General features: G+C 61.5%; 11 protein-coding genes. 4 read left to right on the plus strand and 7 right to left on the minus strand.

All coding sequences use genetic code 11. The features are described from left to right. Positions 1-27 precede the first annotated feature (27 nt). Positions 28-942, minus strand: a complete 915-nt coding sequence (locus tag VRB54_RS09835; RefSeq protein WP_338480605.1) for a LysR substrate-binding domain-containing protein — start codon at positions 940-942, stop codon at positions 28-30. Between the two features lie 181 nt (positions 943-1,123). Here VRB54_RS09835 and VRB54_RS09840 point away from each other — a divergent pair, with 181 nt between their 5' ends. Beyond that, on the plus strand, positions 1,124-1,468 hold the full coding sequence (locus VRB54_RS09840; protein WP_338480606.1) for a hypothetical protein: 345 nt from the start codon (positions 1,124-1,126) through the stop codon (positions 1,466-1,468). A gap of 62 nt (positions 1,469-1,530) precedes the next feature. Here VRB54_RS09840 and VRB54_RS09845 read toward each other — a convergent pair whose 3' ends face one another. Continuing rightward, on the minus strand, positions 1,531-1,767 hold the full coding sequence (locus VRB54_RS09845) for a hypothetical protein (protein WP_057009432.1): 237 nt from the start codon (positions 1,765-1,767) through the stop codon (positions 1,531-1,533). 227 nt (positions 1,768-1,994) lie between these two features. On the opposite strand from VRB54_RS09845, the gene VRB54_RS09850 reads away from it, so the two are divergent. Then, positions 1,995-2,552: an NADPH-dependent FMN reductase gene (locus tag VRB54_RS09850; RefSeq protein WP_057009431.1), complete on the plus strand. Its 558-nt coding sequence runs from the start codon at positions 1,995-1,997 to the stop codon at positions 2,550-2,552. Between the two features lie 67 nt (positions 2,553-2,619). On the opposite strand, the gene poxB is transcribed toward VRB54_RS09850, so the two are convergent. Then, a complete protein-coding gene (poxB, locus tag VRB54_RS09855) occupies positions 2,620-4,344 on the minus strand; it encodes a ubiquinone-dependent pyruvate dehydrogenase (protein ID WP_338480607.1) in 1,725 nt (574 codons plus the stop codon). A gap of 78 nt (positions 4,345-4,422) precedes the next feature. Then, on the minus strand, positions 4,423-5,655 hold the full coding sequence (locus VRB54_RS09860; RefSeq protein WP_338480608.1) for an NADH:flavin oxidoreductase/NADH oxidase family protein: 1,233 nt from the start codon (positions 5,653-5,655) through the stop codon (positions 4,423-4,425). A gap of 71 nt (positions 5,656-5,726) precedes the next feature. Here VRB54_RS09860 and VRB54_RS09865 point away from each other — a divergent pair, with 71 nt between their 5' ends. Continuing rightward, the gene (locus VRB54_RS09865; RefSeq protein WP_338480609.1) at positions 5,727-6,128 is read left to right on the plus strand and encodes a MerR family transcriptional regulator; all 402 of its coding nucleotides are present in this window, start codon (positions 5,727-5,729) and stop codon (positions 6,126-6,128) included. A 130-nt stretch (positions 6,129-6,258) separates the two neighbouring features. Here VRB54_RS09865 and VRB54_RS09870 read toward each other — a convergent pair whose 3' ends face one another. Both VRB54_RS09870 and VRB54_RS09875 read right to left on the minus strand, forming a co-directional pair. Further along, on the minus strand, positions 6,259-6,753 hold the full coding sequence (locus VRB54_RS09870; protein ID WP_338480610.1) for a DUF934 domain-containing protein: 495 nt from the start codon (positions 6,751-6,753) through the stop codon (positions 6,259-6,261). Beyond that, complete coding sequence (locus tag VRB54_RS09875) at positions 6,737-8,395, minus strand: nitrite/sulfite reductase (protein WP_338480611.1); 1,659 nt, start codon at positions 8,393-8,395, stop codon at positions 6,737-6,739. Before VRB54_RS09875 ends, VRB54_RS09870 begins: the two co-directional genes overlap by 17 nt. Before the next feature lie 424 nt (positions 8,396-8,819). Between VRB54_RS09875 and VRB54_RS09880 the strand changes: the two genes are divergently transcribed. Further along, entirely contained in the window at positions 8,820-9,887 is a 1,068-nt protein-coding gene (locus VRB54_RS09880; protein ID WP_338480612.1) for an ABC transporter substrate-binding protein, read from the plus strand. 36 nt (positions 9,888-9,923) lie between these two features. Here the strand turns inward: VRB54_RS09880 and metH are convergent, their stop codons facing one another. Then, a complete protein-coding gene (metH, locus tag VRB54_RS09885) occupies positions 9,924-13,634 on the minus strand; it encodes a methionine synthase (protein ID WP_338480613.1) in 3,711 nt (1,236 codons plus the stop codon). Positions 13,635-13,745 lie beyond the last annotated feature (111 nt).

A 13,745-nucleotide genomic window follows, 5' to 3' on the forward strand; every position in this document is an offset into this window, starting at 1 on the left:
ATCCAGCGCTGGGGCCTGGAGAGCCTGTTACGCGACAGGCGTATGGGGCGAAGTGCCCGCCAGCAGAGCCTCGGCCTTGTGCGCAACGATCTCCAGCAGCGCGTTCAGCGCGGGCGTGGGTTCGACGTTCTTCGACATCAATGCGTAAAGGACCACCGGGATGGGCGGCGACAATGGGCAGGCATCCAGCCCGGCCTCGTGCGCGCCGGCTGCCGTGAACGGGTCGACAATCGCCAGGCCTTCGCCGGCCTCCACCATGCTGCGCATCATCTGATAAGTCTGCACCCGCGTCTGCACCACCGGCAGCGGGCGCAGGGCTTGCAGTTTGGCGTCCAGCAGACGGCTCAAGGGGTCGTGCCCTTCAAGCCCGATCAGCGACTGCCCGGCCAGGTCCTGCAGTGCGATGTACTTTTGCCGTGGCTTGAGCCAGCCTCGAGGCGCGAGTACTTGCAGTTTGCCTTGGGCTACTTGGGTACTCTGGATCTGCGGATGTTCCGGATCATGCAGGCTCAGCCCCACCTGCGCTTCGTGAAGCAACAGGCTTCTGACGATCTCTCGCGTCGGCTGGCTCGACAGGCTGCATGGCGTGTCCTGAAAACGGCGGCGCAATGCGGCAATGCTTTGCGGCAGCAGCTGATTGGCCAGGGGGGTGCAGAGGGCGTGCAGGGTGGGCGCGTGGTGATGTTTCAAGCGGCTGGCCAGGCGTTGCACCGGCTCCAGCGCCTCATAAAGATGGGCAATGTGCGTCTGTAATTCGAGGGTCTCGCGTGTCGCCTGCAGGCGCCCGCGCACGCTGGCAAACAGCATGAAGCCCAGTTGCTGCTCGGCATCCTTGAGCGAGGCTTGTACATCGCCCACCGGGAGTTGCAACCACTCGGCGGCCGTGCCGAGGTGCCCGGTCTGCAGGATGGCTTGAATCACTTCGATATGACGTAAACGCATGGCCGGAGTCTATGTGCAGCGCCGCGGGTATTCAATGGCGCAGGCCATTGTGCGCAAAAAAGACAGTTGGTGTCGGCCATGCGTATGGCGTTGGGCCACGACCTCACTAGAATGACGCGTCTGATCATCAACGACCACTGCCGGCCCGCCGGTACTTACAACAAAAACAGGTCTGGTCTCAATGCGCATGCCCTCGCTGTTTCGCGGGGTAACGGTCAAGCAACTCCTGGTCCTGGTGACCGTGGGGTGTGCGGCTGCTTATCTCCTGCACAATCAAGATGAAATCATCCCGGAAGATTTGGTACTGGAACGCTATATCCGCGCCCAGGAGCAGGTGGACGAACAGGTAGGGGCGATTCTGGGGATCAGGCTGGTCAGGCAGGTCGAGGCTTATCCGGTGGCCGATTCGCCGGGTTACCTGCGTTCATTGTTTGCTGTCGAGGGGGAGCGGGGCAGCCTGATGGTGACGCTCAAGCAGATCAAGGGAGAGGAGGGCATAGAGCTGACGGAGATCCGTCGTCCTTGATCGACCCCGGCCCAGTCAATGCCGTCAATGGCCAGGACTGAGCTGGTAGATGAGGCGAGATCTTATGACGCGAGGGTGGTCTTTGATTCGCGGACGATAACCGTGCCCGATTGAATCAGTCTGAATTCATCGCCTTCCAGTTTCTCTACACGGTCGCCAATGGCCAGCTTGTAGGTCGTGGTGGGCGCCGAGCCAGCCAGGTCGCCTTGGGCCGGGTTGGATTCCTGGAACTCATGCACGGAATACACGCGGCCTTCCGCGTCTCTGGCATGAAACTGTCCGACAAGTACTGCTGCCATCTGCTTAGAACCTCTGGAGATAAACACTCGATTTGCGGTGGTGTAGACCGTCAATAAGCCGGGTAGTTTACCTATGGGAAAAAAATACTATTCGCTGACGAATTCAGACGCTTCCTACGCGGGAGACCGAAAGGCAAACCCGGCGTGAATCTCAAAAAGCTTCTGGTGAACACGCTGCGAAGACTTTATAACTACAGGCTCCTTTATTCAGACGTCGGGAAACCTCAATGAGCAAGGTCTACACGATTGCCGTCCTGGTTGGCAGCTTGAGAAAAGAATCGATCAACCGCAAAGTCGCGCTGGCACTGGCCGAACTGGCCCCTGCCAACCTCAGGTTGAACATTGTCGAAATTGGCGATCTGCCGCTCTACAACGAGGACATTGACGGTGCATCACCGCCGGCAGCCTACAGCACTTTCCGCAGTCAGGTGGGTTCATCCGACGCGGTGCTGTTCGTGACGCCCGAATACAACCGTTCGGTGCCGGCTCCGTTGAAAAACGCGATTGACGTGGGCTCCCGCCCGTATGGCAAAAGCGCCTTCAGCGCCAAGCCCGGCGCGATCATCAGCGTGTCGCCAGGCGCCATCGGCGGCTTTGGCGCCAACCACCACCTGCGCCAGTCCCTGGTGTTTCTGGACGTGTGGTGCATGCAGCAGCCGGAAGCCTACCTTGGTGGGGCCGGGAATGTGTTTGATGAGTCGGGGAAAGTGTCGGAAAAAACCCGGCCGTTCCTGCAGGCATTTATCGATGCCTTTGGCCAGTGGGTAGAAAAACACAACGGTTGAGCGACCAATGATATCCAGGGGTGAGAGCAAGCCTGCTCCCACCCTGGACGATGTAGTGAGCTCAGGATCAGCGCAGCAAGTTGGTCCGTGCCAGTTCAATCACCTCATCCCCACGCCCACTCATCACTGCCTTGAGCATGTACAGGCTGAATCCCTTGGCCTGTTCCAGCTTGATCGTCGGTGGCATCACCAGTTCCTGAGTGGCGGTGACCACGTCCACCAGCACCGGGCCATCGTGGGCCAGGGCGCGGCGCAGGGCCGGCTCCAGGTCTTCGGACTGCTCCACGCGAATCCCGAGGATGCCCATGGCGTTGGACATGGCGGCGAAATCCGGATTTTTCAGCTCGGTGCCCGTGTCCAGATAGCCGGCCGCTTTCATCTCCATGGCGACAAAACCCAGGGATGAGTTATCGAACACGATGACTTTCACCGGCAGGTTCAATTGCGCCAACGAGATGAAATCCCCCATCAGCATGGCAAAACCACCGTCGCCGGACATCGAAATCACCTGCCGGCCAGGGAACGCCGCCTGTGCGCCAATCGCCTGAGGCATGGCATTGGCCATGGAGCCGTGGTTGAACGAGCCGATCAGGCGGCGTTTGCCGTTCATCTTCAGGTAACGCGCAGCCCACACGGTGGGTGAGCCGACGTCGGCGGTGAAGATTGCATCGTCGTCGGCCAGTTCGCTGAGCAGGCGCGCAACGTATTGCGGGTGGATCGGCCGGCCGGCCTTGGACGGCTGCGCGAGGTCATCCAGGCCCTGGCGCGCTTTTTGGTAATGCTTCAGGGAGGTGTCGAGGAAGCTGCGATCGGATTTGCGCGTCAGGCGCGGCAGCAGCGCGGCGATGGTCTCGCCAACGTCGGCGGCGATTCCCAGGTCCAGCGTGGCACGACGGCCCAGTGCCTGCGGGTCGCGGTCGACCTGGATGATTTTCGCATCGGTCGGGTAGAACTGGCGGTACGGAAAGTCGGTGCCGAGCATGATCAGCGTGTCGCAGTCGAGCATCGCGTGGTAGCCGGAGCTGAAGCCGATCAGCCCGGTCATGCCCACATCGAACGGGTTGTCCCACTCCACATGCTCCTTGCCGCGCAGGGCATGCACCACCGGCGCGCCCAGGGCGTCGGCCAGCGCCACCACCTGGTCATGGGCGCCGGCGCAGCCGCTGCCGCACAGCAGAGTGACTTTCTGGCTGCTCTGCAGAATCTCGGTAAGACGCTGCAGGTCCGGCTCTGCCGGCACGCTACGCGGCGCATGCAGGGCAGGCCACGGCTTGAGCTTGGCGTCCACCTCCAGCAGCGACACATCCCCCGGAATGACCACCACCGCCACGCCACGGTTGAGGATCGCCGAGCGCATGGCGCGGTGCAGCACCTGGGGCATCTGTTCGGGATTGCTGACCAGCTCGATAAAATGGCTGCACTCCTTGAACAGCTCCTGAGGATGGGTTTCCTGAAAATAGTTAAGGCCGATCTCCGACGACGGAATCTGCGCAGCGATTGCCAGCACCGGCACATGGTTGCGATGGCAGTCGAACAGGCCGTTGATCAAGTGCAGGTTGCCTGGTCCGCAACTGCCAGCGCACACCGTCAGCTCACCCGTGGCGGCGGCTTCGGCTCCGGCGGCGAACGCGGCGACTTCTTCGTGGCGCACGTGCATCCACTCGATGCTGTCCATGGTGCGCAGGGCGTCGGTGAGGCCGTTGAGGCTGTCGCCGGTCAGGCCCCAGATGCGCTTGATGCCCGCCTGTTCAAGGGTGGTCGCCAATTGCTGGGCCAGGTTGATTTTCGCCATGAAGAACTCCAATCGTCAGTGAGGTAAAAAATTTCTGATCAATAGGGGGACAGTTCGATCACAGCGAATGCTCCGTTTTTAACGTGAAGATTGCTTCATGGCTGCGCGGTATTGTCGAGCACGCCGGGCGATAAACCATTGATCGCGCAGCAATGCCAGCCACGGTGCCATCTTGGCATTGGGTAGGCGGCCGAGGCTCAGGCGGCGCATCTGGTCGCGCATTACGGCGAGAGTAGCGAGGGCGGCCAGAGGCTTGCGTTTCCAACTGATGGGCTGTAGCTGTGGGTTTAGATCGCGGCCTTCGCGCCAGTGCTTGAGCAACTGCGGCTCCAGAGTCAAGGCGGTGGCGATGCCAGCCATGGCGATGCCGCTGTCCAGTACTTGCTGCACCACCGGCAAACGGCGAATCCCACCGGTGACCATCAGCGGCATTTTCGCGATGATTGCCAGCTCCCTGGCAAATTCGAGGAAGTACGCCTCACGCGCCAGGGTGCGCCCGTCGCGCGCCTCGCCTTGCATGGCCGGGGCTTCGTAGCTGCCGCCGGACAATTCGAGCAGGTCGATGGGCAGGGGGTTGAGCATCTCAACCACCGCACGCGCATCGGCGTCATCAAACCCGCCACGCTGGAAGTCGGCCGAGTTAAGTTTGACCGCCACGCAGAATGACGGACTGACCGCCGCGCGCACCGCATGCACCACTTCCAGCAACAGGCGCGCGCGGTTCTCCAACGATCCACCCCAGCGGTCGGTACGGTGGTTGCTCAAGGGCGAGAGAAACTGGCTGAGCAGATAACCGTGGGCGCTGTGGATCTGCACCCCGGTAAAGCCGGCTTTTTCGGCCAGGCGTGCGCTGATGGCGAAGCGTTTGATCACGTCCTGGATATCCTCTTGCGTCATGGCCCTGGGCTTGGCAAACAACCTGGAAAAACTGCCCAGGTCCAGCGCGATGGCAGAAGGTGCCAAAGCCTGCTGGCCAAGGTTGGCCATGGTCTGCCGACCGGGGTGGCTGAGCTGTACCCAGAAGTGCGTGCCTTTGGCGCGGGCCACATCCGCCCATTCACGAAAGCTGTCCAAATGCTGCTCGTCTTCCAGGGCGACGCCGCCGGGACCGGTCATGGCATGGCGGTCGATCATCACGTTGCCGGTCAACAGCAGGCCAGGCTCGCCATCGGCCCAGGCTTTGTACAGTTGCTTCAGCTGGCGGGAAGGTGCTTGCCGAGCATCGGCCATGTTCTCTTCCATAGCAGCTTTGGCGATACGGTTCGCGATAACTTGGCCGTTAGGCAGTTGCAAGGGGTCGAAAGGTGACATGGGTTGACTCCTGAGCAGGGGAGGCCTCAGGCTAAGCTTAAAGTTAACTTTAATGTCAAGCAGGCGTTTTGATGAACATTGGTGAGCTGGCAAAACAGAGCGGACTGGCGGCTTCACGCATCCGTTTTTATGAGGCTCAAGGCCTGATCAGCCAGGTGGGGCGTCAAGCAAATGGGTACAGACGCTACGGGCCGGATGCGCTGCAGACTCTGCAATTGATCCAAAGCGCGCAGCAGGCTGGATTTACTTTGCAGGAACTCAAGGCGTTGATGCCCGCACCAGGCGAGTACAAACGAGACGAACTGATTGAGGGTTTGGAACGCAAGGTAGCGCAGATCGAGGTGATGCAGGCGCAGCTTGAGCACAGTAAGGCACAGTTGCTGGGTGTGATCGAGGCGGTGCGGGCGCAGCCGGAAGGCGTGCCGTGTTCGATGGGGCAGGAGCGGGTGCTGGCGTCGATAAAACAGTTCTGAATGTGCACGGTGCCAATGTGGGAGGGGGCTTGCTCCCGATAGCGGTGGGTCAGTCACGCAGATGTTGACTGAGACTATGCTATCGGGAGCAAGCCCCCTCCCACATTAGGTCCTGCGGCGTTCCGTGAACTCAGCGTCGCCGAAACAGTGGCAGCGGTTCGTCGGTCGCGGCCTGGTAGGTCACCGAAAAGTCCTTCAGGCTATCCAGCGCTTCGTACGGGTCTTTGTCGGCGCGCAGGGCGAAGGCGTCGAACCCGCAACGGCGCAGGTAGAACAGTTGGTCGCGCAGTACGTCGCCAATCGCGCGCAGTTCGCCCTTGTAACCGTAGCGGTCACGCAGCAGGCGCGCGTTGGAGTAGTTGCGTCCGTCGGTGAAGGCCGGGAAGTTCAGGGCAATGACCTGGAAGTGTTCCACGTCGGCGCCGATCTCTTCGGCTTCCTCGTCGGCGTCCAGCCACACACCCAGGCCGCCGTCGCGGGCCTTGAGGGCGTGGCCGTGTTCGCGCCACAGCGCCAGCGGCACGATCAGGTCATCGCAGTTGGAGATGCCGTCGAAGCTCGCGTCCTTGGGCAGCAGGTGCCAGGTTTCGTCGAGGACTTCGTTGTTCTTAATGATTCGCTGCATAGACGCGCTCCTTGAACAGGTCAATGCCGATGCGCTGATAGGTGTCGATGAAACGCTCATCTTCGGTGCGCTGTTCGACGTACACATCGATCAGCTTGCCGATCACCTCGGGCATGGCTTCCTGGGCGAAGGACGGGCCGAGGATCTTGCCCAGGCTCGCATCGCGGCTGGCGCTGCCGCCCAGTGACACTTGGTAGAATTCTTCGCCTTTCTTGTCCACGCCCAGGATGCCGATATGGCCGACGTGGTGGTGACCACAGGCGTTCATGCAGCCGGAGATGTTCAGGTCCAGCTCGCCGATGTCGAACAGATAGTCCAGGTCATCGAAACGACGCTGGATCGATTCGGCAATCGGGATTGACTTGGCGTTGACCAGGGAGCAGAAGTCGCCACCCGGGCAGCAGATGATGTCGGTCAGCAGGCCGATGTTCGGCGTGGCGAAACCGCCTTCGCGCAGCTCGCCCCACAGGGTGAACAACTGGCTCTGTTCGACGTCCGCGAGAATGATGTTCTGCTCGTGGGAGGTGCGCAGTTGGCCGAAGCTGTAGCGTTCGGCCAGGTCGGCGACGGCGTCCAGCTGCTTGTCGGTGATATCGCCAGGCGCAACGCCGGTGGGTTTGAGCGACAGGGTCACGGCCACGTAGCCCGGCTGTTTGTGCGCCAGGGTATTGCGGGTGCGCCAGCGGGCGAAACCCGGGTGCTGCTGATCGAGCGCCGCCAGCTCGGCGTCCTGATTGCTCAGGGTTTTGTAATCCGGGTCGACGAAGTGCCTGGCCACGCGATGCACTTCGGCTTCGGTCAGGGTGGTCTGGCCGCCGCGCAGGTGTTCCATCTCGGCATCGACTTTCTGCGCGAACACCTCAGGGGTCAGCGCCTTGACCAGGATCTTGATCCGGGCCTTGTACTTGTTGTCACGGCGGCCGTAGCGGTTGTAAACCCGCAGGATCGCGTCGAGGTAGCTGAGCAGGTCCTGCCACGGCAGGAACTCATTGATAAAGGCACCGACCACAGGGGTACGGCCCAGGCCGCCACCCACCAGTACGCGGAAACCCAACTCGCCTGCGGCGTTGTGCACCGGCTCCAGGCCGATATCGTGCACTTCGATGGCGGCGCGGTCCGAGGTCGAGCCGTTGATGGCGATCTTGAACTTGCGCGGCAGGTAGGCGAATTCGGGGTGGAAGGTGGTCCACTGACGCACGATCTCGCACCAGGGGCGCGGGTCGATCAGCTCATCGGCGGCCACACCGGCAAACTGGTCGGTGGTGACGTTGCGCAGGCAGTTGCCGCTGGTCTGAATGGCGTGCATCTGCACGGTGGCCAGCTCGGCGAGGATGTCCGGCACGTCTTCCAGCGCCGGCCAGTTGAACTGTACGTTCTGGCGCGTGCTGATGTGGGCGTAGCCCTTGTCGAAGTCGCGGGCAATCCTGGCCATCATGCGCGTCTGGCGCGAGGTCAGCTGGCCGTAGGGCACGGCCACCCGCAGCATCGGCGCAAAGCGCTGAACGTAAAGGCCATTTTGCAGGCGCAGAGGGCGGAACTCTTCTTCGCTCAGTTCGCCTGCCAGATAGCGTCGGGTCTGATCACGGAACTGCTTGACGCGGTCCTCGATGATGCGCTGATCGTATTCGTCGTATACGTACATATAGGTCCTGTTCTCGGCAAATCTGCGCGCACGGCCGCGCACTCCCAACGGAGCCGGCGCACGATAACAGGTTGCGTTTATGCGCAAAAGTGATGTTTGAGTATATGCAAATAACCAAAATGACTAATGCGAACCGTTATCGCGATACCCACATTTGTCATATGGGCAAGCATGAACTTTACTGTGCTCGAGTCTTGATGCAATCACCTATAAAACCGACAAGAGGCGATGCGATGAGCAATTCTACAAAAGCCCGTAAACCCGGCATTACCGTGGATGCCTGGGCCATTCTGTTCCTGGTTGTGCTGGTGGTGGGCACAGCGCTTTTCTGGGTTGGGCATCCATAACGGCCTTTTCGCTGGCGTCTCGATTGCCTGTCGTATTGCCACTATGATGGCGGTCAATATTCAAGGCTTGGACAACCATGTTGAAGGTTCTGATTGCGTGTGTGTGGCTGCTCGGATCGACGTGCGCGGCGATGGCCCAGGCGTCGTCCGTCGTATTTCTCAACCCGGGCATGTCGACGGAAGCGTTCTGGGTCAACTACGCGCAATTCATGCAGGCTGCCGCTACTGACCTCGGCCTGGATTTGCGCGTGCGCTATTCCGAGCGCGTTTCCGACACTACCTTGGCCCAGGCCCGTGAAGCGCTGCAGGGCAGTGCGCGGCCCGATTACCTGGTACTGGTGAATGAGCAGTACATCGCCCCGCAGATCCTGCGCATGGCCGAGGGCAGCGGGGTCAAGTTGCTGATCGTGAACAACGCACTGACGGCCGATCAGGCTCAGTTGCTGGGTACACACCAGCATCCCGACTGGATCGCCAGCCTGGTGGCCGATGACGAGCAGGCTGGTTACCTGATGCTCATCGACCTGCTGCGCCAGTACGGCCCGGTGGCGCCCGGGGCATCCATCGACCTGCTGGCATTCTCCGGCAGCAAGACCACCCCGGCTGCGCAGTTGCGTGAGCGCGGCCTGCAACGCGCCCTGGCCGAGCATCCCGAAGTGCGTCTGCGCCAACTGGTCTATGGCGAATGGAACCGCCAGCGGGCCTTTGAGCAGGCCACGCAGCTGTTCAAGCGCAACCCGCAGACGGCATTGGTGTGGGCTGCCAACGATGAGATGGCGCTGGGCGCGATGCAGGCGGTGCAAGCGGGCGGGCGAACGCCGGGCAAGGATGTGCTCTTCAGTGCCGTTAACAGCTCGCCGGAAATTCTGCAGGCGCGGCTGGACGGACGGCTGACCACCCTGGTGGCCGGGCATTTCACGCTGGGAGGCTGGGCCATGGTGTTGATCAATGATCACGCCAAGGGCGTGGACCTCGACGCCCACGGCGGCCGCGATCGCCAGGCAGCCCTGTTCCAATTGATCGATGCCAACCAGGCCCGGCGTTTACTGGGGCCGCCGACGGCCGTGGACTTTCGCGCGTTGTCGGCGGTGGGCAAGCCCGCGTCCTACCGTTACCCGTTCAGCCTGCAACTGCTGCTGCGTTAAACGCCGGTTGCTAGCAGCACGACCGCCCCGACAAGCCTAGTTGTCATAACCCAGGTTCGGCGCCAGCCAGCGCTCGGTCACGGCCAGGTCCTGGCCCTTGCGCGCGGTGTAGCTGTTTACCTGATCCTTGTCGACCTTGCCGACGGCAAAGTACTGGGCCTGCGGGTGGGCAAAGTACCAGCCGCTGACCGCTGCCGCCGGGAACATCGCGTAGTGCTCGGTGAGGAACACGCCGCTGCGACCGGCATGCATTTCGCGGGCTTCGGGGTCCAGCAACTGGAACAACTGGGCTTTCTCGGTGTGGTCCGGGCACGCCGGGTAGCCTGGGGCAGGGCGGATGCCGCTGTACTGCTCCTTGATCAACGCTTCGTTGTCCAGCGCTTCGTCCCTGGCATAACCCCAATGCTCTTTACGCACCTGCTGGTGCAGCCACTCGGCGCAGGCTTCGGCCAGACGGTCGGCCAGGGCCTTGACCATGATCGAGTTGTAGTCGTCGCCCGCGTCCTGATACGCCTTGGCCACTTCCTCGGCGCCGATGCCGGCGGTGGTGATGAAGCCGCCGATATAGTCGGTTACACCGCTGGCCTTGGGCGCCACAAAGTCGGCCAGAGAGAAGTTCGGCTTGCCGTCGGTCTTGATGATTTGCTGGCGCAGGTGGTGCAGCCGCGCAATCGGCTGGCCGTCGTCGCCGTAGACTTCCAGGTCGTCGTCCTGCACCTGGTTGGCCGGCCAGAAACCGAACACCGCGCGGGCACTGATGAGTTTTTCGTCGATAAGCTTCCTGAGCATTTCCCGGGCATCGGCATACAGCGCGGTCGCGGCTTCGCCCACCACTTCATCGGTGAGGATACGCGGGAATTTGCCGGCCAGATCCCAGGAAATAAAGAACGGCGTCCAGTCGATATAGTCGGCCAGCACGTTGAGGTCGATGTTGTCCAGCACCCTGGCGCCAGTAAAGGTCGGCACCACCGGGGTGTAGCTGCTCCAGTCGAACTGCGGCTTCTTGGCGATGGCGGCCGGATAGCTCAGGCGCTCGGTGCGCGCACTGCGGTTGGCGGTGCGCTCGCGTACGTCGATGTATTCCAGGCGGGTTTTTTCGACAAAACCAGCCTTCAGTTCCTTGGACAGCAACTGCGTGGCCACACCCACGGCGCGCGAGGCGTCGGTGACGTAGATCACCGCGTCGTTGCTGTACTTGGGCTCGATTTTCACCGCCGTGTGCGCCTTGGAGGTGGTCGCGCCGCCGATCATCAAGGGCAGGTGGAAGTCCTGGCGCTGCATCTCACGGGCCACGTGCACCATTTCATCCAGGGACGGCGTGATCAGGCCGGAGAGGCCGATGATGTCGCACTTCTGTTCCTTGGCCACCTGCAGGATTTTTTCCGCAGGCACCATCACACCCAGGTCCACGATGTCATAGCCATTGCAACCGAGCACCACGCCGACAATGTTCTTGCCGATGTCATGCACGTCACCCTTGACCGTGGCCATCAGGATCTTGCCCTTGGCTTCCGGCTTGTCGCCTTTTTCCAGCTCGATGAACGGAATCAAATGCGCCACGGCCTGTTTCATCACGCGGGCGGACTTCACCACCTGGGGCAGGAACATCTTGCCGGCGCCGAACAGGTCACCGACGATGTTCATGCCGGACATCAGCGGGCCTTCGATCACTTCGATCGGGCGCGCGAACGACTGGCGCGATTCTTCGGTGTCTTCAACGATGTGGGTGGTGATGCCTTTGACCAGCGCGTGCTCCAGGCGCTTGTTCACCGGCCAGCCGCGCCATTCCTCGGTCTCGGCTTCCTTGACGCTGCCGTCGCCCTTGTACTTGTCGGCGATGGCGAGCAGGGCGTCGGTGCCTTCCGGGGTGCGGTTGAGCACCACGTCTTCCACGGCATCGCGCAACTCGGCGGGAATCTGGTCGTAAATCTCCAGTTGACCGGCGTTGACGATACCCATGGTCAGGCCGTTGCGGATCGCATACAGCAGGAACACCGAGTGGATCGCCTCGCGCACCGGGTTGTTGCCACGGAACGAGAACGACACGTTGGACACGCCGCCGGAGGTCAGCGCATACGGCAGCTCGTCGCGGATGTACGCACAGGCGTTGATGAAATCGACGGCATAGTTGTTGTGCTCTTCGATACCGGTGGCGACCGCGAAGATGTTCGGGTCGAAGATGATGTCTTCCGGCGGGAAGCCGACTTCATTCACCAGAATGTCGTAGGAGCGTTTGCAGATTTCCTTCTTGCGCGCTTCGGTGTCGGCCTGGCCGGCTTCGTCGAAGGCCATCACCACCACGGCGGCGCCATAGCGCTTGCACAGTTTGGCGTGATGAATGAACTGCTCCACGCCTTCCTTCATGCTGATGGAGTTGACGATGCCCTTGCCCTGGATGCACTTGAGGCCGGCTTCGATCACTTCCCACTTGGAGGAGTCGATCATGATCGGCACGCGGGAGATGTCCGGCTCGCCGGCAATCAGATTGAGGAAGGTCACCATGGCCTTCTTCGAATCGAGCATGCCCTCGTCCATGTTGATGTCGATCACCTGCGCGCCGGCTTCCACCTGCTGCAGGGCAACTTCCAGGGCTTCGGTGTAGTTGTCTTCACGGATCAGCCGGGCAAAGCGCGCGGAACCGGTGATGTTGGTGCGCTCGCCGACGTTGACGAACAGCGAGCTGCGATCAATGGTGAACGGCTCCAGCCCCGACAGTCGGCAGGCTTTGGGAATGTCCGGGATCGCACGCGGTGCATAGCCGGCCACCGCGTTGGCGATGGCTTCAATGTGGCCAGGCGTGGTGCCGCAGCAGCCGCCGACGATATTGAGGAAGCCACTTTGGGCGAACTCTTCGATGACCTTGGCCGTTTCCGATGGCAGTTCATCGTACTCGCCGAATTCGTTGGGCAGGCCGGCATTGGGGTGCGCGGACACATGGGTGTTGGCCTTGTTCGACAGCTCTTCCAGGTAAGGGCGCAGGTCGCTGGCACCGAGGGCGCAGTTCAGGCCCACGGAAATCGGTTTGGCGTGGGCCACGGAGTTCCAGAACGCTTCGGTGGTCTGGCCCGAGAGGGTGCGGCCGGAGGCGTCGGTGATGGTGCCGGAAATCATGATCGGCAGTTCGACATCCAGTTCCTCGAACACACCCTGCACGGCGAAGATCGCAGCCTTGGCGTTGAGGGTGTCGAAGATGGTCTCGATCAGGATCAGGTCGGCGCCGCCTTCGATCAGGCCTTTGGTAGCCTCGGTGTAGTTTTCCACCAACTCATCGAAGGTTACGTTGCGATAGCCGGGGTTGTTCACGTCCGGCGACAGCGAGCAGGTGCGGCTGGTAGGGCCGAGCACGCCGGCGACGAAGCGCGGCTTGGCCGGGTTTTCCAGGGTCTTGGCGTCGGCCACCTGGCGCGCCAGGCGTGCGCCTTCCACGTTCAGTTCATAGGCCAGTTCTTCCATGCCGTAGTCGGCCATGGAGATGCGCGTGGCGTTGAAGGTATTGGTTTCCAGAATGTCGGCGCCGGCGTCCAGGTAGGCCTTTTCGATACCGCCGATCACGTCCGGGCGGGTAATCACCAGCAGGTCGTTGTTACCCTTGACGTCGCTCGGCCAGTCGGCGAAGCGCTTGCCGCGATAATCCTGCTCTTCGAGCTTGTAGCTCTGGATCATCGTGCCCATGCCGCCGTCGAGGATCAGGATACGGTCCTTGAGGGCTTGGTGAAGGGCTTGCAGGCGAGCGCTACGATCGGACATGGGACTACTCTGGGTCAGGCATTACGGAGGGCGTGAATCATAGCAAACCTGTGCCGATTTTGAGCATGTGCGGTTTTTCATGAATATCGTTCATGTTGGTGCGGCGGCTGG

The organism is Pseudomonas trivialis (genome assembly GCF_036864995.1).
Taxonomy (GTDB): Bacteria; Pseudomonadota; Gammaproteobacteria; order Pseudomonadales; family Pseudomonadaceae; genus Aquipseudomonas; species Aquipseudomonas trivialis.